This is a genomic window from Kribbella sp. DT2 (genome assembly GCF_049844575.1).
Lineage (GTDB): Bacteria > Actinomycetota > Actinomycetes > Propionibacteriales > Kribbellaceae > Kribbella.
In genome coordinates this window covers 470,462-490,285 of record NZ_JBNCLH010000005.1, presented here as the reverse complement: position 1 = coordinate 490,285, position 19,824 = coordinate 470,462, and the positions used below count along the sequence as shown (strand labels likewise).

The following is a 19,824-nucleotide window of genomic DNA, read 5'->3' as shown; positions in this document are numbered from 1 at the left end:
GGCGCGCATGCGTTTTCTGGCTGGCCTGCTGCTGCTCACCACACCCCTGACCGGCCCGAGCACGGTCGTTCAGGGGTGGGACAGCAGTCCGGTGTACGTCGACCCGACGCAGCGAGCCCTGGTCCCCGACGAGGAGGCCCAGCGGCTCGCTGACCGGGTGGAGGGGCAGGACCAGGCCATCCGGATCGCTGTGGTGCCGGCGGCTTCGCTCGCGACTACGGGAACGCGTGAGCAGGCTGCGCGGGCGTACGTCGACCAGGTGGTGGACCTGCAGGGCCAGGACGGCGTGTACGTGGTCGTCTTCGGGGGATCGATCGTGTGGGGGAGCGCGGTCGGGGTGGACACCCCGATTGCGGAGATCCTCACCGACGAGCTGGGCAAGCACAGCAGGTCCGACCCGGTGGGCACGCTGAACGGCGTACTGGACCAGCTGGACGTGCCGAAGGCCCAGGGCAGCGGCGGCTTCCCGGTCTGGTTGGTCGTTTTGGCCGTGGTGGCGGTCGCTGCTGGTCTGGGTTTTTGGTGGTGGAAGCGGCGACCGGGCAAGGACGAGGGGCCTGCGCTCTACCGGCCGTCGTACGACGTACTGCCGGATGAGGCGGACACGCTGGAGGAGCGGCAGGCGCTGGCGCGGGAGGACGTGACGCGGTTCGGCGAGGAACTGGATGCCGCCGACGTGCGTCTGGACGGCGTGGACACCTCAGCGGACGTGCAAGCGGCGGTGGACGCGTACGCCGACGCCGGGCGCGTGGTCGACGCATCGCCCAGCGACGAGCAGCTGCGTGAGGTGCGGGGCACGGTCGAGTACGGCCGCTGGCGGCTTGCCTGTGCCCAAGCGCTCGTCGCCGGTACGCCGAAGCCCGCCCGCCGCGCGCTCTGCTTCTTCGACACCGGGCACGGGACCTCCGTGACGGACTGGATGTACACCCCGCCGGGTGGCAAGGCCCGCGAGGTCCCTGTCTGCGCCGCCTGCCAAGCCCGCCTCTCGGGAGGAACCCGATGAACCCGCCCCGCAAGTACGGCGTACGCCTGCCGCTGCTCCTGGCCGTGGTCGTCCTGACCGCTGTTCCAGTGGCCGCTGCCCACGCCGCCACCCCGACGCCGACGCCTGGTAAGCCGAGCGCGACCAAGCCGACCCCTGGTAAGCCCAGCACGACCAGGACCAGGCCGACCTTCCGCTACACCCCGCCCGACACCGTGGGGGACAAGCGGAGGGCGAAGGAGAAGGCCGACCTCTACATGGACAAGGTCGCCGCAGCCCTGGGGTCGCCAGGGCTCTGGGTCGACTCCGGAGTGGAGAAGCTGACCGCCGCGGAGAAGTCCAGGCTCGACGCCGCGGCCAAGGCGTCGGCCGCGCCGATGCGGATCGCCGTGATCCCGGCCAGCGCGTTGAACGTCAACTCGGACTCCGTCTACTCCACCACCACCCAGCTCGCCTGGGAGGGCGAGGAGATCGCCGACCAGCTCTACGACCGGGTCGGCGTCGAGGGCGTGTACGCCGTACTGGTCGATGCCACGTCGGAGCGGAAGGGGCGTGGGTTCCACGCGGTGCAGCGGGCCGACAAGGGGCCGACGTACCACGTCGGGGACGCCGTTGATCAGGCTGTGGACTGCTGTGCGCCGGACTACGAGGAGATGCTCGAGCGGTTCATCCAGCGCGGGCAGGAGATCAACAAGCCGTTCTACATCGACGCTGCGCCGTGGGCCGGTGGTGCTGCCGGGCTGGGTGGGCTGTGGTGGGGTGTCACGACGCTGGGCGCTCGGAGGGCTCGTCGCAAGGAGGAGCGGGAGCACCTGGAGATCGCCAGGCCGCTGCTGAACGAGGAGATCATCGCGCTCTCGCAGCACGTGTCCGGGCTGCCGACGACGTCGGACCCGCAGCAGGCGAAGCTGTCGAAGGATGTGCTCGACACGGTGGAGAAGGCCCGGCATCGGCTGGACGAGGCTTCGGGGGACAGCGATACCGAGGCGGTGGCGACGCTGCTCGGATCGGCTCGCTACGGGCTGGTGTGCTTGGACGCCGTACGGGCGGGCAAGCCGATGCCGGAGCCGACCGCTCCTTGTTTCTTCGACCCGCGGCACGGGCCTAGTGCTGGGTCGGCGAACTGGACGCCGGAGGGTGGACGGGAGCGGGCTGTGGATGTCTGCGACGCGTGTGCTGCCCGGCTGGCGGCCAACCAGCAGCCCGACATCCGGATGGTGACTGTGCGGGACCGCGCTCGGCCGTACTGGACGCTGGGGGAGGAGCTGGCGTCATACATGGACGGCTACTGGTCGCGGGGCGACGGGAGCCGCTGGTGGTTCCCCGACGACGACGCCCGCCGAGCCGGTCACGAGATGCGAGCCCGCTGGGCCTCCCGCCGAGCTGGTGCGCGCTTCAGTCGAGCCACGTCGGACATCGGAACCTCGATCGGCAGCTGGTCCTCCAGCTCCAACTCCGACGACTCCGACGGAGGAGGCTGGAGCTCCGGCTCGTCCCGCCGCCGCTCCTCCCGCACCCGCTCCAGTGGGGGCGGCTCCAGCCGCCGCTCGTCCAGGCGCTCAGGCGGCTCCCGCGGCTTCTGACTGCATCCCCCGCGCTTCGCGCGGGGGATGGGGGGAAGGGGAGGAGGCGGCCTGCCCCGGCGCTACGCGCTTCGCGCGTGCGCAGGTGGGTGGGATAGGGGGAGGGTGCGGCGCCCCCGCCGCACTGCGCTTCGCGCGTGCGCACCCCGCGTGCGCGCCCCGCGCCCCGCGCTTCGCGCGTGCGCACCCCGCGTGCACCTCAAGTAGTCAGTACCGTCGGCAGGTCCTCGGCGTGCAGGACGGCCAGGGACGTGACCGCACGAGTCAGGCAGACGTACAGGCGCCGTAGGCCGGTGCGTTCGTCTGCTTCGCCGGCGACGATGGCGGCGGGTTCGAGCAGGACGACGTGGTCGAACTCGAGGCCCTTCGCCAGGCTGGCTGGTACGACGTCGAGGTGGGTCTCCACGTCCTCCTCATCACCGAGCACGGCGAACGTGATGCCCTTGTCCTGCAGGGCTTTGCGGGTGTCGGCGACCAGCGCGTCCGGCACGATCAGCCCGATCGAGCCGGGGCGCTCCGACACCTCGGCCACCGTGGTGACAGCTGCGGCGAGGCTGTCGGCGACGCGGGTGATGGTCAGCTCACCGCGCGCACGTCGTACGGCGGTCGGTGGGGTCAGGTGCGGCGCGATCTGCGGCAGCAAACGCGCGGCGTACTCGATCACCTGGCCGGGCACACGGAAGCCGGCCGTCAGCTCCTCGGTGTGGGCGCCGGACTTGCCCAGGTGGGTCAGCGCCTCGTCCCACGACGGGGTGGCCCACGGAGTGGTCCCCTGGGCGATGTCCCCGAGCACGGTCATCGAGCCGGTCGAGCAGCGCCGCCCGACAGCCCGCAGCTGCATGGCGGACAGGTCCTGCGCCTCATCCAGTACGACGTGACCGAGGCTCGGCGTCCGGTCGACCAGGTCGGCGATCTCGTCGATCAGCGTGGCGTCGGCGACCGACCACCTGGCGGCACCGGCCGAGCGCGGCGCCTTCTCCCAGAGCAGCAGCTTCTGCTCCTCCTCGGTGAGGACACCGTCCGCGTGCTCGGCCAGCAAGGCCGCGTCGGTGAACAGCCGGAACAGCAGCTTCACCGGGTCGACGGCCGGCCACAGCGCCTCGGCGTACTGCTTCACCGGGCGGCTCCGCGCGACAGCGTCCTGCACCCGGTCGTCAGGCGAGTCCCCAGCGGCTTCCATCCGCAGCAGTACGGCGTGCGCGAGCCGCTGCGGCAGCATGCCCCGGCCGGCGCCGTACCGGATGCCTCGGGTGCGCAGCTCGGTGACCAGCTCCTCCGCCTCGTACGCCGGAACGCGCCACCGGTGCGACCCGCGCGGGACCACCAGCGAGTCCTTCGGCAGCTGGATCCCCGACCAGACCGCCCGGTGCAGCACCTCGGCCATCCGGGCGTCGCCCTTGAGCACGTCGACCGGTGCCGGACCCGGCCCGGCGATCTTCACCCGGGCGACCATCTCCTCGACAGTGGTCTGCTTCGCCTCGATCTCACCGAGCGCCGGGAGCACGTCGCCGATGTAGCGCAGGAAGCTCGCGTTCGGCCCGACCACCAGGACGCCGGCCCGGCTCAGCTGGTCGCGGTAGGCGTAGAGCAGGTACGCCGCGCGGTGCAGGCCGACCGCGGTCTTCCCCGTACCGGGAGCGCCCTGGACGCAGATGGTCTGCTCGACGCCGGCCCGGACGATCACGTCCTGCTCGGGCTGGATGGTCGCGACGATGTCGCGCATCGGGCCGGAGCGCGGGCGCTCGATCTCCGCGTCCAGGATGTCGCTGTGCTCCTCGACGGCGTCCGACGAGGTCAGGTCCTCGTCCTCGAACGCGGTCATCTCGCCGTGCGTGAACCCGAACCGGCGGCGGGTGCCGACGCCCATCGGTTCGGTCTTGCTGGCCCGGTAGAACGGCACCGAGATCTCGGCCCGCCAGTCCACCACCAGCGGCTCGCCGGCCTCGTCGTTCACGTGCCGGCGGCCGATGTGGAAGGTCTCCGGCGCGGGCTCCAGGTAGTCCAGCCGGCCGAAGAACAGCGGCACGTCCGGGTCGTCCTCGAGCTCCTTCATCCGCCGCCAGATCGCCTGCTTGAGGAACTCGGTGTTCACCGGGTCCGCGCTGGCGATCTCCAGCGAACCGGTCTTCGCGCGCATCACCGCGAGCGCGGCACGGGACGTCGCGAGGTAGGACCGCTCGTCGTCGAGGGTGGGATCGTCGGGGGGCATGACAGAACCTCCGCAATGCGGTCGACGGGGTCGGGGGAAGCCCCGCTACGTTACTTGACCGCCACCCGGGGCGAAACCGAATTACCCAGCGGCCGCAGCCTGGGCCGCAGCAGCAACGGCAGGCTGACCGCGAGCAGGGCCAGGACGACGAGCCCGTCCATCCAATAGTGGTTCGCTGTCACTACCACCACGCCGAACGTGATGATCGGGTGCAGCAGCCACAGCCAGCGCCACTTCGTGCGGGTGATCAGGATCATCGAGAGCGCGATCAGCGCGGCCCAGCCGACGTGCAGGCTCGGCATCGCCGCGAACTGGTTCGCCACGCCGTCGGAGTGGTCCGGTCCGTAGACCGACTGGCCGAACCGCAGCCCGGTGTCCACGAAGCCGGGCATCATCCGCGGCGGGGCCAGCGGGTACGCGATGTGGCCGATCAGGGCCAGCGCCGTGACCGAGACCATCGTCCAACGCACGTGCGGGTACGCCGCGGGGCGCCAGATGCTCAGCCAGAGCAGCACGACCGCGGTGAGCGGCGCGTGCACGGAGGCGTAGTACAGGTTGGCGCCCTCGACCAGGTGCGGGATCTGGAGCGCGTGCTGCTGGAGTGCCGACTCACTGGGCAGGTGCAGCCAGCGCTGCAGCGACAGGATCTGGCCGGCGTGGTCGAAGGCCGAGCCGGTGTGCTTCGCAGCGATCTGCCGGCCCGCGCTGTAGACCAGGAAAAGCGTGGCCAGCAGGACTGCTTCGCGGACCACTCGCCACACCGCCGGACCTGCTGAACGATGCCGTTCCCCGAGCTCCGCGGGCTCGAGTGCCTGTGTCCCCATACCTTTCGACGGTACCGGTCGAAGCCTCCGGATTGCCCCAGGCTCGACCCTGAAGTTGCCCTGGGCAACCCCCGAGCCACCGTGAGCGACCGGTCCGTCTCCCCCCGTCCAGGTAGTCGCCGAAACCCTGCACAGAGGCCAACTGGGCCCGGCGCCGATCCATTCCGGCCGCCGGTGACTCCCGGATCACACCGGCCGGCCCTGGCGCCGTACGGCGTGTCGCCCCCGGGTCAACCCTTGACGGCGCCGGTCAGGACGCCCTTGGCGAAGTGCCGCTGCAGGAACGGGTAGACCAGCAGGATCGGCACGATGGAGACCACCAGGATCGCCATCTGGATCGAGGCCTGCGGGGGGAGCCGCTCGGTGCCGAGCTCCGCGCTGCCCAGCTGGGTGTCGTTGATGACGTACGTCCGCAGGACCAGCTGCAGCGGCCAGAGTCTGCTGTCGTTGAGGTAGAGCAGCGCGCCGAAGAAGGCGTTCCAGTAGCTGACCGCGTAGAACAGGCCGATCACCGACAGCACCGCCTTCGACAGCGGCAGCACGATGTAGGCGAACGTCTTCAGCTCGCCGGCGCCGTCGATCCGGGCGCTCTCGGTGATCTCGTTCGGCAGGTTCGAGAAGAACGCCCGCAGCACGATCACATTGAACGCGCTCACCATCGTCGGCACGATCAGCGCCCAGATGCTGTCGAGCAGGCTCGCCCCCTTGACCACCAGGTACAGCGGGATGATGCCGGGGGAGAACAGCATGCTGAACAGCACGATCAGCAGGATCGGGCGCCCGGCGGTGAACCCCGGCCGGGCCAGCGCGTACGCGAGCAGGCACGAGACGGTGAGGCTGAGCAGCGTGCCGACCACGGTGACGAAGATGCTGACGAACAGCGCGTCCGTCACCACCCCGCCTGCGAACAGCGACCGGTACGCGCCGAGGTCGACCGAGTCGGGCAGCAGCACCAGCCCACCCGACTCGGTGACCTGCTTGTTCGGTGCGATGCTGGTCGAGATCACCGCGACGAACGGGATCACCACCAGCGCGCAGAAGACCAGCAGCACCAGGCCCTTGAAGCCTCGCATCGGCCAGGACGGCATCGGTACGCCGTTGACGATTCGCCGGCTCATCTGCTGTACACCCCTTGCTCCCCGAAGACGTGCGCCACCTTGTTCGCGACCAGCACGAGCACGACGCCCACGAGACCCTTCACCAGGCCAACCGCGGCCGCGATGCCCCAGGCACCGCCGATCACGCCGTTGTTGTAGACGTAGGTGTCGAGGACCTCGCTGACGTCACGTCCGACCGCGGCCTGCTGCAGGACGATCTGCTCGAACCCGACCGTCAGCGAGTCACCCAGCCGCAGGATGAACAGCAGGATGATGATGCCGCGCAGCCCGGGCATCGTGACGTGCCACAGCTGCCGCATCCGGCTCGCACCGTCGACGCTGGCCGCCTCGTACAGCTGCGAATCGATCTGGGACAGCGCCGCCAGGAAGAGGATCGTGGCCCACCCGGTGTCCTTCCAGATGATCTGCGACGTGAGCAGGACGTGGAACAGCTCGGAGTTCCCGATGATGTCGAGCGTGGCCAGGTCGTGCGAGCGCAGGTAGTTGTTCAGCAGGCCGCTGCCGCCCAGCATCTGCTGGAACAACGCGACCACGATCACCCACGACATGAAGTGCGGCAGGTAGAGGATGCTCTGCGCGATCCGCTTGATCCGCTCGGAGAACAGCGAGTTCAGCAGCAGCGCGAGCAGGATCGGCGCCGGGAACACGAACACCGACTGCAGCGTGGTCAGGATCAGCGTGTTCTTCAGCGCCAGCAGGAAGGCCGGGTCGCCGGTGAAGATCACCGAGAAGTTCTGCAGTCCCGCCCAGTCGCTGCCACCGATGCCGAGGAACGGCTGGTAGTCCTTGAACGCGATCACGTTGCCGAGCAGCGGCACGTAGTGGAACGCGATGATCAGCAGGGTCCCGGGCAGCGCGAACAGCAGCAGCACCCGGTCGCGGACCAGCCGCCGCCCGAGTGACAACTGCTGCCGCGGTACGCCGGGCTTGGTTTTGCCTCGGAGCATCTAGCGCCCTGCCGCGTCACTGAGGGCCTGCTCGAGCTCGGCGCGCATCTTGTCGCCGCCCGACGAACGCCAGGTCGCGACCGCCGCGGTCCACTCGGACACCGGCTTGTTGCCCTGCACGATCTGGTTCTCCAGGTCGGTCATCTTCTTCGCGAGCTGCGTCTGCTGCTTCGACTGCGTGTCCGAGTAGAGCCCGTACGACGCGTCGGGGACGAGGCGGGACGCGACCTTCTGCTGGATCTTGTGCTGGTTCTGCGCGATGATGGGCTTGCCCGCCCAGTACAGCGCCAGGGTGGAGTCGCTGATGTACTGCAGGCCGATCCCGGTCTCCAGCACGCCGACCGCGTTCGGCACCGGATCCGTGCCCTGCAGGGCGTAGTGCCGCCCGGCGAGGCCGTACTTGCGGAACAGGTACTCCTCGGTGCCGAACGGTGCGGCCATCCAGTTGGCGACCTTCAGCAGGGTGCCGACGGAGTGCTTGGTGTCCTTGCGGAACGAGGTGATGTTGTTCAGCGCCGCGCCCAGCCAGGGCTTGCCCTGGCCGCCGTCGAAGCCGGGGACGTCGAGCATGTTCACCGCGAACGCCTCACCGGCGGTGTTGTCGGCGTAGTACTGGTTCCACGCGACGAAGCCGTCGTAGTCGAAGGCGGCGATCCCGCCGTTGAACCACTGCTTGCGGGCGGAGGCCTTGTCGTTGAACGCGTCCGGGTTGACCACGCCGGCGGCGACCATCTTGCGGGCCGCCTCGAGCGCGTCGAGCTGCGCGTCGTGCTCGAACATCGAGGTGAACTTGCCGCCGTCGGCCTTCCAGACGTTGGGAACCTCGAGCATCTGCCGGATGGTCGACAGCGGCACCCTGGTCCAGGCCCACTTGTTCTGCTTGGGCGCCGTCATCTCCTTGGCCAGGTCGAAGAACTCCTGGAAGTTCTTCGGCGCCGGGGCCTTGACGCCCTTGGCCGCCAGCAGGTCCTCGCGGTAGAGCGGCAGTGAGGTCCTAGACACCCCGCGCGGCACCGGGACGCCGTAGATGCCGCCGTTGAAGACGCAGCCCTTCCAGTACTCGGTGGGGATGTTCGCCAGGAACGGGTACTTCTTGACCGCGTCGCCGGACAGCTGCTCGGTCAGGTCCATGCACTTGGCCTTCATCAGGCCGGGGATCTGCACGGTGTCGACGGGGATGTTCAGGATGTCGGGCAGGTCGCCACCGGCGATCCGCGTCGCGAACTTGTCCTTGTACTCGTCGTTGGACGCCATGCTGATCTGCAGTTCCGAGCCCAGGCGGTCGTTCACCGCCTGCCAGAAGGCGTTCTTCTCCACCGCCGGCGGGATCGCGCCCGGGATGTTGGTCATGAACGTGATCGGCTGCCCGTCGCCCGGCTTGTCGGCGATCGCCTTGAGCGGGCTCGCCGGGTACTTCAGGAAGCCGTCCAGGACCAGGTCGGTGCCGGGCAGGTCGGGCTTGACCCCGGTGTAACGCAGGTACGTCGGGAGCTTGACCGCGAGGTCGGCGGCGGCCTGGTTCTTCTTCTCGGGTGCGCAGGCGCTGAGCAGCGGCGTACCGGTGACGGCGACCGCGGCGGCGGCCAGGCCACCGCCGAGGAAACTTCGTCTGCTGAGTGGCATGAGGCCTCACTTCCGTGGCGGTCGAACACGTCGGAGCCGATTGAGTCGGCGGCGCCACCATGACATAGTACGTCCTATGTCTTCAAGAGTGCGCGCTCCCGAAGTCGTCTTCGACCCGGCCGGCAGCCGGTACCACACGTTCCGGATCCCCTCGATCGCCGTGCGCGGCGAGACACTGTTCGCCTTCTGCGAGGGCCGTCTGAACTCGTCGGCCGACGCCGGCGAGATCGAGGTCGTGCTCCGGCGCTCGGACGACGGCGGGCGGACCTGGCTGCCGTTGCAGGTGGTCTCGGCCGCGGCCGGCAAGACCTGCGGCAACCCGGTGCCGCTGATCGATCCGGCGTCGGGCGACCTGGTGCTGGTGACGGTCCGGAACGGCGCCGACGCGGTCGAGATTTCCGTTGCCCGCGGCACCGATCCCGAGAACGGCCGCCGGGTCTTCGTCCAGCGCAGCAGCGACGACGGCGAGACCTGGACCGCGGTCGAGGAGATCACCGCGCAGGTCAAGCCGGACGACTGGGGCTGGTACGCGACCGGTCCGTGCCACGGCATCACGCTGACCCAGGGCCCGTACGCCGGGCGGCTCGTCGTACCGGCGAACCACTCGTTCGTGCCCGCGGACTTCGACGGCCTCGACGCGGCCGGTGCGATGCGGCTGAACGGCGGGCACTGCATCTACAGCGACGACGGCGGCCGGTCGTGGCAGCGCGGGTTCGTCGACCGCAACGACGGCGGCGAGATCAACGCGAACGAGACGACCGTGGTGGAGCTGGCCGACGGGCGGCTCTACTTCAACACCCGCAACCACCGCGGCACCGGTCCCGCCCGCGCCCACGCGTACTCCTCCGACGGCGGCGCGACGCTCGATGCGCCGTACGCCGGAATCCCGGAGATCACCGCGCCCGGGATCCAGGGCAGCGTGCTACGGGTCGGCGACCGGCTGCAGCTGTCGACGCCGGTGCACCCGGAGATCCGGCGCGAGCTGACCGTGTTCGTCAGCACCGACGACGGGCTGTCCTGGAAGCCGGGGCTGGTCGTCCACCCGGGCATGGCCGGGTACTCCGACCTGGTGCCGCTGCCCGGCGGACAGGTCGGCCTGTTCTACGAGGCCGGTGAGACCTCGTCCTTCGCCACCTTGTCGTACGTCTCGTTCGATCCGTCCCAGTTCTGAATCCAGGGGAGATTACGTGTCCAGTTCCGCCCAGAACCTCAGCGGTGTGGTGCCGCCGCTCGTCACCCCACTGACCACCGAGTACGACGTCGACACCGCTTCGCTCGCGCGCCTGGTCGCGTACCAGCTGGCCGGGGGAGTCCGCGGTGTCTTCGTCCTCGGGACCTCGGGAGAGGGCACCTTTCTCACCGACGAGCAGCGCCGGACCGTGCTCGAGACCGTCGTCGCCGAGGTCGCGGGCCAGGTCCCGGTGCTCGCGGGGGCGATCGACACCTCGACCGCACGCGCCGGGGCCCATGTCGCCGCCGCGCTGAAGGCCGGGGTGGACGCGGTGGTCGCGACGGCGCCGTTCTACGCCGCCACGCACCCGGCCGAGATCGAGCGGCACTACGAGCGACTGGCCTCGGTCGCGGGCGGGACGCCGTTGTACGCGTACGACATCCCGTCGCGGCTCAGCGGGACCAAGCTGCCGTCGTCGCTGGTGATCGAGCTCGGCCGGCGCGGGGTGCTGGCCGGGGTGAAGGACTCGAGCGGGCAGGAGACGAGCCTGCGCCGGCTGGTGCTCGACCGGCGCGAGGCCGGGCTGTCCGGGTTCGCGATCATGACCGGGTCGGAGGTCACGGTCGACTCGGCGCTGAACTTCGGGGTGGACGGCGTGGTGCCCGGGCTGGGCAACGTGGACCCGACCGGGTACGTGCGGATCTTCGACGCGATCGCCGCCGGGGACCTGGCGGCCGCGCGCGCCGAGCAGGACCGGCTGTTCCGGCTGTTCGAGATCGTCGAGGTCGCCGACCGCTCGCGGATGGGGAACAGCTCGGGAGCGCTCGGCGCGTTCAAGGCGGGGCTGTTCCTGCTCGGGGTGATCGCGACCCCGCTGACGGCGTACCCGTCGATCCCGCTGGACGAGGCCGAGATCGCCGCGGTCGGTGGGCTGCTCGAACGCGCCGGACTGCGCTGAAGGCCTGATCCCGCCCGCCCGGTCGTTAAGCTGGCCGTTCGATCCGAGGAGGCTGCTGTGACCACCGGGCGGGCGCGAGGCGCCGGAGGGAACCAGACCTTCATCCGTGACCAGATGAAGTCGTTCATCCTGGAGCGCGGGCTGAAGGCGGGCGACCCCCTGCCCAACGAGCAGGACCTGATGGTCCAGCTCGGCGTCGGCCGGCACCCGTTGCGGGAGGCGATGAAGGCGTTGCAGGCGGTCGGCATCATCGAGATCCGGCACGGGTTCGGCACGTACGTCGGCGAGGTCACGCTGGAGGCGCTCGAGGACGGGCTCGCCTTCAAGATGTCGCAGTCGATGAAGGGTGACCTGCGCGACGTGCAGAACGTGCTCGAGGTTCGGCAGGCGATCGAGGTCGGGCTGGCCGACGACGTCGTCGCGCACTTCAGCCAGGTCGGGTTCGACGAGCTCGAACCGATCGTGGCGCGGATGGAGTCGAAGGCCGCGGACGGGCTGTACTTCCCGGACGAGGACTGGGCCTTCCACCAGGCGCTCTACGAGTCGCTCGGGAACTCGCTCGTCATCGACCTGCTGAGCGTCTTCTGGCGGACCTTCGCCCAGGTGGACGCCCGGCTTCCGGGGGCCCGCTACACGCCGTCCGACGCGGCCGGCTGGCACCGGGACCTGCTCGACGCCCTGAAGTCCGGCCGGCCCGAAGACTTCGCCCGCTCCATGAAGGACCACTTCGTCGGCATCCACACCCGGCTCGGCGAATGAGCGTGCTCGGCGTCCTGCTGGCGGCCGGTGCCGGGACCAGACTGGGGATGCCGGGCGGTCTGATGCGTGCGGCCGACGGTACGCCGTGGGTCGTGACCACCGTCGCCACGCTGAGAGCCGCTGGTTGCGGGCCGATCGGCGTGGTGGTCGGAGCTGCTGCGCCGGACGTGGTCGCCCTGCTCGCCGGCGAGGACGTCACCGTCGTACCGTCGCCGGACTGGTCCGACGGACTGTCGTACTCGGTCAAGGCCGCCTTCGCCTGGGCCGAGCAGACCGACGCGTCCTCGGCGCTCTTCCACATGGTCGACCGGCCGGAGGTGGGCCCGGCGGTGCTCGAGCGAGTCGTGGCCGCCTCCGCACCTGGCCCGGCGGCCTTGGCCCGCGCCGGCTTCAGCGGATTTGCCGGCTACCCGGTGTTCATCGGCCGGGACCACTGGGCCGGAGCAGCGGCCGCCGCCACCGGCGACCGCTCCATGGGGCCTTATCTCAAACGAGTTCCGTGTCCGCTGATCCCCTGCGACGACCTGCTTTAAGCGAAGAGATTTTCTGCATCGACGATCGTGTACGCGTAGCCCTGCTCGGCCAGGAAGCGCTGGCGGTGCGCGGCGAACTCGGCGTCGACGGTGTCCCGCGCGACGATCGAGTAGAAGCGCGCCGTCCGGCCGTCGCCCTTCGGGCGCAGCACGCGACCGAGACGCTGAGCCTCCTCCTGCCGCGACCCGAACGTCCCCGACACCTGTACGGCGACCGAAGCCTCCGGCAGGTCGATCGAGAAGTTCGCGACCTTGCTGACCACCAGGCGGTCGATCTCGCCGGTCCGGAACGCCTGGAACAGCCGCTGCCGTTCCTTGACCGTCGTCTCGCCCTTGATCACCGGGCACTCCAGCCGTTCACCGAGCTCGTCCAACTGGTCGATGTACTGGCCGATCACCAGCATCGGCTCGCCCTTGTGGTGGTCGGCGATCCGCCGGACCAGCCGCGACTTGGCCGGCGTCGACGCGGCCAGCCGGTACCGGTCCTCGGGCTCGGCGGTCGCGTACACGAACCGCTCGGTCTGCTCCAGGTCGACCCGCACCTCGACGCAGTCGGCCGGTGCGATCCAGCCCTGCGCCTCGATGTCCTTCCACGGCGCGTCGTACCGCTTCGGGCCGATCAGCGAGAACACGTCGCCCTCGCGGCCGTCCTCACGGACCAGCGTCGCGGTCAGGCCGATCCGGCGCCGGGTCTGCAGGTCGGCGGTCATCCGGAAGATCGGCGCCGGCAGCAGGTGCACCTCGTCGTACACGATCAGGCCCCAGTCGCGGGCGTCGAAGACCTCCAGGTGCGAGTAGACGCCCTTCCGCCGGGTCGTCATCACCTGGTACGTCGCGATGGTGACCGGCCGGATCTCCTTGCGCGCGCCGGAGTACTCGCCGATCTCCTCCTCGGTCAGGCTGGTCCGCTTGAGCAGCTCGTCCTTCCACTGCCGCGCGGACACCGTGTTGGTGACCAGGATCAGCGTGGTCGCCGAGGCCTGCGCCATCGCGGCCGCGCCGACGATCGTCTTACCGGCACCACAGGGCAGTACGACGACGCCGGAGCCGCCGTGCCAGAACGAGTCGACTGCCTGCTGCTGGTACGGCCGCATCTCCCAGCCGTCGGTGACCAGGTCGATCTGATGCTTCTCGCCGTCGACGTACCCGGCCAGGTCCTCGGCGGGCCAGCCCAGCTTCAGCAGGGTCTGCTTGAGGTGGCCCCGCTCGGACGGGTGCACCAGCACGGTGTCGTCGTCGATCCGGTCGCCCAGCAGCGGCTTGATCTTGGCCGAGCGCAGCACCTCCTCCAGCACCGGCCGGTCCGTCGTGACCAGGACCAGGCCGTGCTCCGGGTGCTTCTCCAGCCGGAGCCGGCCGTACCGGTCGAGCGTCTCGGCGATGTCGACCAGCAGCGAGTGGGGGACCGGGTAGCGGCTGTAGCGCAGCAGGACGTCGATCACCTGCTCGGCGTCGTGCCCCGCGGCGCGGGCGTTCCAGAGGCCGAGCGGGGTCAGCCGGTAGGTGTGCACGTGCTCCGGGGCCCGCTCCAGCTCGGAGAACGGGGCGATCGCCTTGCGGCAGTCGTTCGAGTCCGGGTGAGCGGTCTCCAGCAGCAGGGTCTTGTCGGACTGGACGATCAACGGTCCGTCGGTCACGCAACATCTCCCGTCAGACGGTGTGATTCGTGGTGAGCCGGGCAGGATCACCCTGCCCGACCCTCCATTGTGCCCCGTCCGGCAAATCAGGCGACGGGGTCTGCCTCCAGCGCACCCGGTACGACGGCCGCCTGGGCTACCGGCGGGGTGTGCTTGGGCAGGAACGCCGCGATCGCCAGCGCGAGCAGCGAGGCGCCGCAGCCGATCGCCAGGATCAAGCGGAACCCGTTCTGCGACGGCACCTGGAGGCCGCCGAACGAGATCGTCACCTGGGCCAGCACCAGCCCGGCGACCGCGCTGGAGACCGACGTACCGATGGAGCGCATCAGCGTGTTCAGGCTGTTCGCGGCGGCCGTCTCGGAGACCGGTACGGCGGACATGATCAGCCCCGGCATCGCGCCGTACGCCAGACCGATGCCGGCGCCGATCACCGCGGCGATCACGACCAGCTGCCAGACCGCCGACATCATCACGATGCCGAGGCCGTAGCCGAGCGCGACGATGACCGCACCGAGCATCAGCGTCACCTTCGGGCCGCGGGTGCGGGAGATCTTGGCGGACAGGGGAGCGGTCACCATCATCACCAGCCCGGACGGCGCCAGCACCAGGCCGACGGCGAGCATGGAGCGGCCCAGCCCGTACCCGGTGGCCTTCGGTAGCTGCAGCAGCTGCGGGAGCACCAGGGACATGGCGAACATGGCGAAGCCGAACACCGCCGAGGCGAGGTTGGTCAGCAACACCTGACGGCGTGCGGTGGTCCGCAGGTCGACCAGAGGCTGCTTGGCGCGCAGCTCGTACCAGCCCCACAGCACCAGGACCACTACAGCCGCGGCGAACAGGCCGTCGGTCCGTCCGCTGCCCCAGCCCCAGTCGGCGCCCTTGGAGATCGCCAGCAGCAGGCAGAAGAGCCCGACGGACAGTCCGACCGCGCCGACCGCGTCGAAGCGGCCTCCAGTCCGTACGGAGGACTCCGGTACGAGCGTCACAACCACGACGAGGACTACTGCGCCTGCTGCGGCCGCCGTCCAGAACAGCACGTGCCAGTTGGTGTACTCGGCGATCAGTGCGGCCGCAGGCAGACCCAGTGCGCTGCCGATGCCGAGTGACGCGCTCATCAGTGCGATGGACGTGCCGAGCCGGTCCGACGGCAGCTCGTCGCGCATGATGCTGATGCCGAGCGGGATGACGCCGGCCGACAGTCCCTGCAGCGTGCGGGCCACGATCATCGGGGTCAGCGAGTCGCTCAGCGCGCCGATGATCGAGCCGATCACCAGCATGCTCAGGCTGAGCAGCAGCATCCGGCGCTTGCCGTACATGTCACCGAGGCGGCCGATCATCGGCGTCGCGATCGCACCGGCCAGCAGCGTGGCGGTGATCGCCCAGGTGGCGTCGCTCGGGGTGGCGTGCAGCAGGGCCGGGAGCTGGGGGACGAGCGGGATGATCAAGGTCTGCATCAGCGAGACCGTGATGCCGGCACAGGCCAGCGCGGCGACGACCGCGTTGGGACGTGGCGCGGCAGGGACAGCGGACATGCAGGAGCCTCCGGGCGGGGATGTTTGGTTGCGGAATACAACTAACGGTAAATCAGTCAGTTGACTTAAAGCAAGCGAATCGGCAATCTGAAGCCGACAACTGGCCAACAGGTGGGGCAGGGTGGGGCGATGGCACTCCGGGCGCAGCAGACACGCGAGCTGATCCTGGCCGCCGCCGAGCGGTTGTTCGCCGAGCACGGCGTCGGCGCGGTCTCCAACCGGCAGATCAGCGAGGCCGCCGGCCAGGGCAACAACACGGCCGTCGGGTACCACTTCGGCACCAAGGCCGACCTGGTCCGCGCCGTCGTACGGCGGCACAGCGAGCCGATCGAGCAGATCCGGACGCGGATGCTGGCCGAGCTCCCGGCCGCGCCGCAGCTGCGGGACTGGGTGGGCTGCATGGTCCGGCCGAACCCCGAGTACCTGGGGACGTTGAGTACGCCGACCTGGTACGCGCGGTTCGGTGCGCAGGTGATGACCGACCCGGCGCTGCGGCAGATCATCGTCGAGGAGGCGATGACGTCGCAGCAGCTTCAGCAGGTGCGGGACGGGCTGAACACGTGTCTGCCCGCCGTACCGGCGAACGTGCGGGCCGAGCGGGGTGACATGGCTCGGCACCTGATCGTGCACACGTGTGCCGAGTACGAGCGGGCTGTTGCCGAGGGTGTGCCCACGCCTAGTCCGACCTGGTCGCGGCTGGCCACCGGACTGACCGACGCCATCACCGGGTTGTTGCTGGCACCGGTGTCCTGAAGGTTGTCCGTGGGCTGCTGTAGCTTTCGCGCATGCGGGTGACTGGGCTGCTGTGGAGCGGTGGGGAAGCGCAGCTGGAATGGGTGACGGGGAAGGTCAGCCCGTTGGGGCTGGGGACCGAGCTGGCGTTCGTGTTCGGGGCGGACCGGCGGTGCATCGGGATCTGGCGGTCGCGGCGGCTGGCCTGCTCGACCTCGACGGTGCTGGAGCCGACAGGTCGGAGCCCGCAGTGCCCGGACTGCCAGGCGATGGAACGGTCGAACTCGATCGCCGCGGACACGCGGCTGGACGATCCGCGGTCGTTCTCGGTGTACCTGGCGCACCACGGGAGCGTGGTCAAGGTCGGCATCACCGCGACCGAGCGTGGAGAGGCGCGGCTGCTGGAGCAGGGCGCGCTGTCGTCGACGTTCATCTCCAGCGGCTCGCTGCTGGGTGCGCGCCGGATCGAGAACCTGCTGATGACCACGCTCGGTCTGCCGGACCGCGTCTCGACCACCCGCAAGCGTGCAGCGCGCGGCCGTCCGGTGGAGACTGCGGCGCGCTCCGCTGCTCTGCGCGACCTGGCCGGCCGCGCAGCTGAGCTGTCCTGGCCGGAGGGCCAGACCCGCTGCGAGTCACCGATCCGCGACCACACCACCGCGTACGGCCTACCTGCCGACGGACTCCACCCCGACGCCGCGCTCCGCGCGCCCACCGCCGGCGGCACGCTGGCCGGTGAGATCGCCTGCACGATCGCCGGCGACATCTACCTGCGGACGTCGCTCGGGGTGGTCCTGCTCGACACGCATCTGTTGGCAGGCTGGTCGCTCAGAGCTGCTGAGCCTGGTGCGCTGGTGGACGTTCCTCTGGAACCTGTGGCCCCACCGGAGATCGAGCAGGACGCGCTTTTCTAGACCGGGCGGGCGGTGGCGATGCGGTGGAGGGCGTAGGTGCGGGGCTGGTCGGCGCCGTCGTCGTACGCGGTGAGCCAGCCGTCGGCGACGCGGACCGGTTCGACGATGCGTTCCGAGGCGTTGCCGTTGTGGTCGACGTACGAGATCCACGTGCGGCTGCCGGCCTCGGCGGCGTTGGTGAGGATGCTGATGGTCTCGGCCGGTGCGCTCGGTTCCTGCCCGGCGTCCTCGGGGCGTTCGGCGGCGAGACGGTCGCCGGTGCGGACCTTCTCGATCACCGCCTTGACCTGGTCCTCGGTGAGCTCGGTCGGGGTGTCGACGAAGTCCCTGCTGGTACGACGACGCGGCGCGTCACCGCGGCGCGCGGTCGCCGTACTGATCTGGACGACGCCGTCGAAGGTCTCGGCCAGCGGCGCCAGGCCTGCCTCGCGCAACCGGGACAGCACCATGTCCGGCGGTGAGGGCGAGACCACGACCGTCGGCGCGAGGCGACGGAAGCGCACGCCGGGCAGGTTCGAGCTGAGCAGCTGCGTCAGCACGTCCTCGTCGTCGCAGCGCAGGTACGTCGTCGCCGTACCGATCCGCAGGACGCCGTGCCGCCGCGCGACGTCGTCGATCAGGTACGTCAGCGGCTGAGGCACCGGCGTCCGCGAGTGCTCGGCCAGCCACTTGTGCAGCTGGTCGCTGGTCCTGCCCATGTCGAACGCACGCCGTACCGAGCTCTCGCTGAAGCGGAAGACCCCACCACCACCGTGCGACTCCGCATCGGCCATGGCCGCCAGATCATCCTGTACGGCGCGCACCAGCGGTCCAGGCGCCACAGCGGTCAGGTCAGCCTGCAACAGGAACTCCGTCACCGGTGCGGGCACCATCGGCTCGATCGCCGCGGCCAAGTCGTCAGCGGTCGGCTCCTCGCGCAGCAACGGACGCGCGTGAACCGCCAGCGAGCCCAGCCCGGTCAGCCCGAGCAGAGCGGCCTCCGTCAGAGTCCACTCGACCAGGTCGTCCCGGAACTGCCCACCGCGGCGCGGCCGGTGCCAGGCCACCCAGGTCACCACGGACTCGACCGCCGGCGCAGAACCCTCGCCGGCCTCGGCCAGCGCCTCCAGCGTCAGCTGACGCACCTCCGGCGCCAGCAGGCGTTCCAGGTCAGGCGCCAACGCGTTGACCAGTCGCTCGCGCGCAGCAGCAGTCGCACCACCGCTGTCGCGCCGGCCGATCAGACCGATCGCCCGCAGACCCGTGTGCCAAGCGATGACCAGCTGGGCCCACCGGTGCGCGGTGTCGAGCTCCAGCCAGTCGTCGTACGCACCGGTCGGGAGCCACATGTCGCTGGAGCCGACCTCGACGGCGGCGACCAGGCCGGCGGCGTACGCGATCTCCAGCACGGCACCGGCGGTCTGCTCCTCGACACCGATCCGCCCGGCGAGCGAACGCAGCTCACGGACTCCGATGCCGCCGGTCCGCAGTACTGGCGGTGGCTCTGTGCCCAGCTGCTCCAGCGCGCGGTCGACCATGCGAACCAGGTCCAGTGCGGCGCCGGCAGCAGCCCGGTCGGCGATGGAGGCCGACACCTGCTTGCCGTCCAGCGGCGGCGGAGTCGGCCGGGTCGACGGCAGCACGCGGCCACCGCGCAGGTGCAGACCGATCTGCCGAGGCAGTACGACGGTCGTCGGGTCCTTCGGTACGACGAGCCCGCGCGCCAGCAGCTGCTCCACCGCGCTCTTCGCCGAGGCGATGGTCACCGGGCGCTCGGCCTTCTCGACCGTGCCGGTCGGCGGACCCCACGTGAGCTTGGCAAGCACCTCCCGCGCCTCCGGGCCGGCCTCCTCGATCAGCTTGTCCAGGTCGCCGTAGTGCTTGGTCGTGACAGGGCCCAGCCCCGCAGGTGTCGGGCCGAGCAGCTCGTGCACGGCTCTGATCGGGCGCAGGTCGTCCTCGGTGCCCCAGACCAGCGCCAGCGCCAGCAGCTCGAGCACGCGCGGCTGGACGATCTCCACGGGCTGGCCGACGCCCGCAGCGAGTCCGGCGACGTCCACCGGCTCGGGCAGCGCCGACAGCGCCTCCAGCAGGTCGACACCGAACTCGTCCAGGCGGTTGATCGAGCGGGCCGCGGAGGCGTTGGTGGTCACCCTCGCCGCCAGCTGGCCGGTGTCGGCGGGGATCGGCGTCGCCAGATCGGGCCGGTGCCGCAGCAGGTGGCCCAGAGCAGGGTCGTCCCAACTCCGCAGCGCCTCGGCGAGGGTACGGGGGCGGGTCCGCTCGGTGTTGCTCATCCCTCCCACGGTACGGCCACCGGCCC

General features: G+C 70.2%; 16 protein-coding genes. 8 read left to right on the top strand and 8 right to left on the bottom strand.

Translation table 11 applies throughout. The features are described from left to right. Nucleotides 1-7: 7 nt before the first annotated feature. Together ACLQ2O_RS23885 and ACLQ2O_RS23880 are read left to right on the top strand one after the other, a co-directional pair. The gene (locus ACLQ2O_RS23885; RefSeq protein WP_425834993.1) at nucleotides 8-1,003 is read left to right on the top strand and encodes a hypothetical protein; all 996 of its coding nucleotides are present in this window, start codon (nucleotides 8-10) and stop codon (nucleotides 1,001-1,003) included. Then, a complete protein-coding gene (locus tag ACLQ2O_RS23880; RefSeq protein ID WP_425834991.1) occupies nucleotides 1,000-2,565 on the top strand; it encodes a hypothetical protein in 1,566 nt (521 codons plus the stop codon). Before ACLQ2O_RS23885 ends, ACLQ2O_RS23880 begins: the two co-directional genes overlap by 4 nt. A gap of 199 nt (nucleotides 2,566-2,764) precedes the next feature. Here the strand turns inward: ACLQ2O_RS23880 and ACLQ2O_RS23875 are convergent, their stop codons facing one another. From ACLQ2O_RS23875 to ACLQ2O_RS23855, 5 genes are all read right to left on the bottom strand, one after another. Further along, a complete protein-coding gene (locus ACLQ2O_RS23875; protein ID WP_425834989.1) occupies nucleotides 2,765-4,774 on the bottom strand; it encodes a HelD family protein in 2,010 nt (669 codons plus the stop codon). A 50-nt stretch (nucleotides 4,775-4,824) separates the two neighbouring features. After that, nucleotides 4,825-5,598, bottom strand: coding sequence for a phosphatase PAP2 family protein (locus ACLQ2O_RS23870; RefSeq protein WP_425834987.1), 774 nt, complete (start codon nucleotides 5,596-5,598; stop codon nucleotides 4,825-4,827). 230 nt (nucleotides 5,599-5,828) lie between these two features. Then, nucleotides 5,829-6,716: a carbohydrate ABC transporter permease gene (locus tag ACLQ2O_RS23865; RefSeq protein WP_425834985.1), complete on the bottom strand. Its 888-nt coding sequence runs from the start codon at nucleotides 6,714-6,716 to the stop codon at nucleotides 5,829-5,831. Continuing rightward, on the bottom strand, nucleotides 6,713-7,663 hold the full coding sequence (locus ACLQ2O_RS23860) for an ABC transporter permease subunit (RefSeq protein ID WP_425834983.1): 951 nt from the start codon (nucleotides 7,661-7,663) through the stop codon (nucleotides 6,713-6,715). The genes ACLQ2O_RS23865 and ACLQ2O_RS23860 overlap by 4 nt, the downstream gene beginning before the upstream one ends. Next, complete coding sequence (locus ACLQ2O_RS23855; RefSeq protein WP_425834981.1) at nucleotides 7,664-9,286, bottom strand: extracellular solute-binding protein; 1,623 nt, start codon at nucleotides 9,284-9,286, stop codon at nucleotides 7,664-7,666. It lies immediately after the preceding gene. Nucleotides 9,287-9,362: 76 nt separating this feature from the next. Between ACLQ2O_RS23855 and ACLQ2O_RS23850 the strand changes: the two genes are divergently transcribed. The 4 genes from ACLQ2O_RS23850 to ACLQ2O_RS23835 are packed head-to-tail and all read left to right on the top strand — an operon-like array spanning nucleotide 9,363 to nucleotide 12,707. Beyond that, on the top strand, nucleotides 9,363-10,457 hold the full coding sequence (locus ACLQ2O_RS23850; protein ID WP_425834979.1) for a sialidase family protein: 1,095 nt from the start codon (nucleotides 9,363-9,365) through the stop codon (nucleotides 10,455-10,457). A gap of 16 nt (nucleotides 10,458-10,473) precedes the next feature. Beyond that, on the top strand, nucleotides 10,474-11,415 hold the full coding sequence (locus ACLQ2O_RS23845; protein WP_425834977.1) for a dihydrodipicolinate synthase family protein: 942 nt from the start codon (nucleotides 10,474-10,476) through the stop codon (nucleotides 11,413-11,415). Between the two features lie 57 nt (nucleotides 11,416-11,472). After that, nucleotides 11,473-12,174 (top strand): FadR/GntR family transcriptional regulator, encoded by a 702-nt coding sequence (locus ACLQ2O_RS23840; protein WP_425834976.1) that lies wholly within the window; start codon nucleotides 11,473-11,475, stop codon nucleotides 12,172-12,174. Next, nucleotides 12,171-12,707: a nucleotidyltransferase family protein gene (locus ACLQ2O_RS23835; RefSeq protein WP_425834974.1), complete on the top strand. Its 537-nt coding sequence runs from the start codon at nucleotides 12,171-12,173 to the stop codon at nucleotides 12,705-12,707. Before ACLQ2O_RS23840 ends, ACLQ2O_RS23835 begins: the two co-directional genes overlap by 4 nt. Here the strand turns inward: ACLQ2O_RS23835 and ACLQ2O_RS23830 are convergent. Continuing rightward, on the bottom strand, nucleotides 12,704-14,344 hold the full coding sequence (locus ACLQ2O_RS23830; RefSeq protein WP_425834972.1) for a DNA repair helicase XPB: 1,641 nt from the start codon (nucleotides 14,342-14,344) through the stop codon (nucleotides 12,704-12,706). The two genes, ACLQ2O_RS23835 and ACLQ2O_RS23830, sit on opposite strands and share 4 nt — an antisense overlap. 86 nt (nucleotides 14,345-14,430) lie before the next feature. After that, nucleotides 14,431-15,876: an MFS transporter gene (locus tag ACLQ2O_RS23825; RefSeq protein WP_425834970.1), complete on the bottom strand. Its 1,446-nt coding sequence runs from the start codon at nucleotides 15,874-15,876 to the stop codon at nucleotides 14,431-14,433. Nucleotides 15,877-16,005: 129 nt separating this feature from the next. Between ACLQ2O_RS23825 and ACLQ2O_RS23820 the strand changes: the two genes are divergently transcribed. Together ACLQ2O_RS23820 and ACLQ2O_RS23815 are read left to right on the top strand one after the other, a co-directional pair. Next, nucleotides 16,006-16,629, top strand: a complete 624-nt coding sequence (locus ACLQ2O_RS23820; RefSeq protein WP_425834968.1) for a TetR/AcrR family transcriptional regulator — start codon at nucleotides 16,006-16,008, stop codon at nucleotides 16,627-16,629. A 32-nt stretch (nucleotides 16,630-16,661) separates the two neighbouring features. Then, nucleotides 16,662-17,522, top strand: a complete 861-nt coding sequence (locus ACLQ2O_RS23815; protein ID WP_425834966.1) for a DUF2797 domain-containing protein — start codon at nucleotides 16,662-16,664, stop codon at nucleotides 17,520-17,522. On the opposite strand, the gene ACLQ2O_RS23810 is transcribed toward ACLQ2O_RS23815, so the two are convergent. Continuing rightward, nucleotides 17,519-19,798, bottom strand: coding sequence for a helicase-associated domain-containing protein (locus ACLQ2O_RS23810; RefSeq protein WP_425834964.1), 2,280 nt, complete (start codon nucleotides 19,796-19,798; stop codon nucleotides 17,519-17,521). The two genes, ACLQ2O_RS23815 and ACLQ2O_RS23810, sit on opposite strands and share 4 nt — an antisense overlap. Nucleotides 19,799-19,824 lie beyond the last annotated feature (26 nt).

What these genes read in the sequence shown, in the direction of transcription:
- ACLQ2O_RS23880 (WP_425834991.1), top strand. Translation starts at nt 1,000, where the DNA reads ATGAACCCGCCCCGCAAGTACGGCGTACGCCTGCCGCTGCTCCTGGCC.
- ACLQ2O_RS23815 (WP_425834966.1), top strand. Translation starts at nt 16,662, where the DNA reads ATGCGGGTGACTGGGCTGCTGTGGAGCGGTGGGGAAGCGCAGCTGGAA.
- ACLQ2O_RS23855 (WP_425834981.1), bottom strand. Translation starts at nt 9,286, where the DNA reads ATGCCACTCAGCAGACGAAGTTTCCTCGGCGGTGGCCTGGCCGCCGCC.
- ACLQ2O_RS23810 (WP_425834964.1), bottom strand. Translation starts at nt 19,798, where the DNA reads ATGAGCAACACCGAGCGGACCCGCCCCCGTACCCTCGCCGAGGCGCTG.
- ACLQ2O_RS23850 (WP_425834979.1), top strand. Translation starts at nt 9,363, where the DNA reads ATGTCTTCAAGAGTGCGCGCTCCCGAAGTCGTCTTCGACCCGGCCGGC.
- ACLQ2O_RS23820 (WP_425834968.1), top strand. Translation starts at nt 16,006, where the DNA reads ATGGCACTCCGGGCGCAGCAGACACGCGAGCTGATCCTGGCCGCCGCC.
- ACLQ2O_RS23885 (WP_425834993.1), top strand. Translation starts at nt 8, where the DNA reads ATGCGTTTTCTGGCTGGCCTGCTGCTGCTCACCACACCCCTGACCGGC.
- ACLQ2O_RS23865 (WP_425834985.1), bottom strand. Translation starts at nt 6,716, where the DNA reads ATGAGCCGGCGAATCGTCAACGGCGTACCGATGCCGTCCTGGCCGATG.
- ACLQ2O_RS23835 (WP_425834974.1), top strand. Translation starts at nt 12,171, where the DNA reads ATGAGCGTGCTCGGCGTCCTGCTGGCGGCCGGTGCCGGGACCAGACTG.
- ACLQ2O_RS23870 (WP_425834987.1), bottom strand. Translation starts at nt 5,598, where the DNA reads ATGGGGACACAGGCACTCGAGCCCGCGGAGCTCGGGGAACGGCATCGT.
- ACLQ2O_RS23875 (WP_425834989.1), bottom strand. Translation starts at nt 4,774, where the DNA reads ATGCCCCCCGACGATCCCACCCTCGACGACGAGCGGTCCTACCTCGCG.
- ACLQ2O_RS23825 (WP_425834970.1), bottom strand. Translation starts at nt 15,876, where the DNA reads ATGTCCGCTGTCCCTGCCGCGCCACGTCCCAACGCGGTCGTCGCCGCG.
- ACLQ2O_RS23860 (WP_425834983.1), bottom strand. Translation starts at nt 7,663, where the DNA reads ATGCTCCGAGGCAAAACCAAGCCCGGCGTACCGCGGCAGCAGTTGTCA.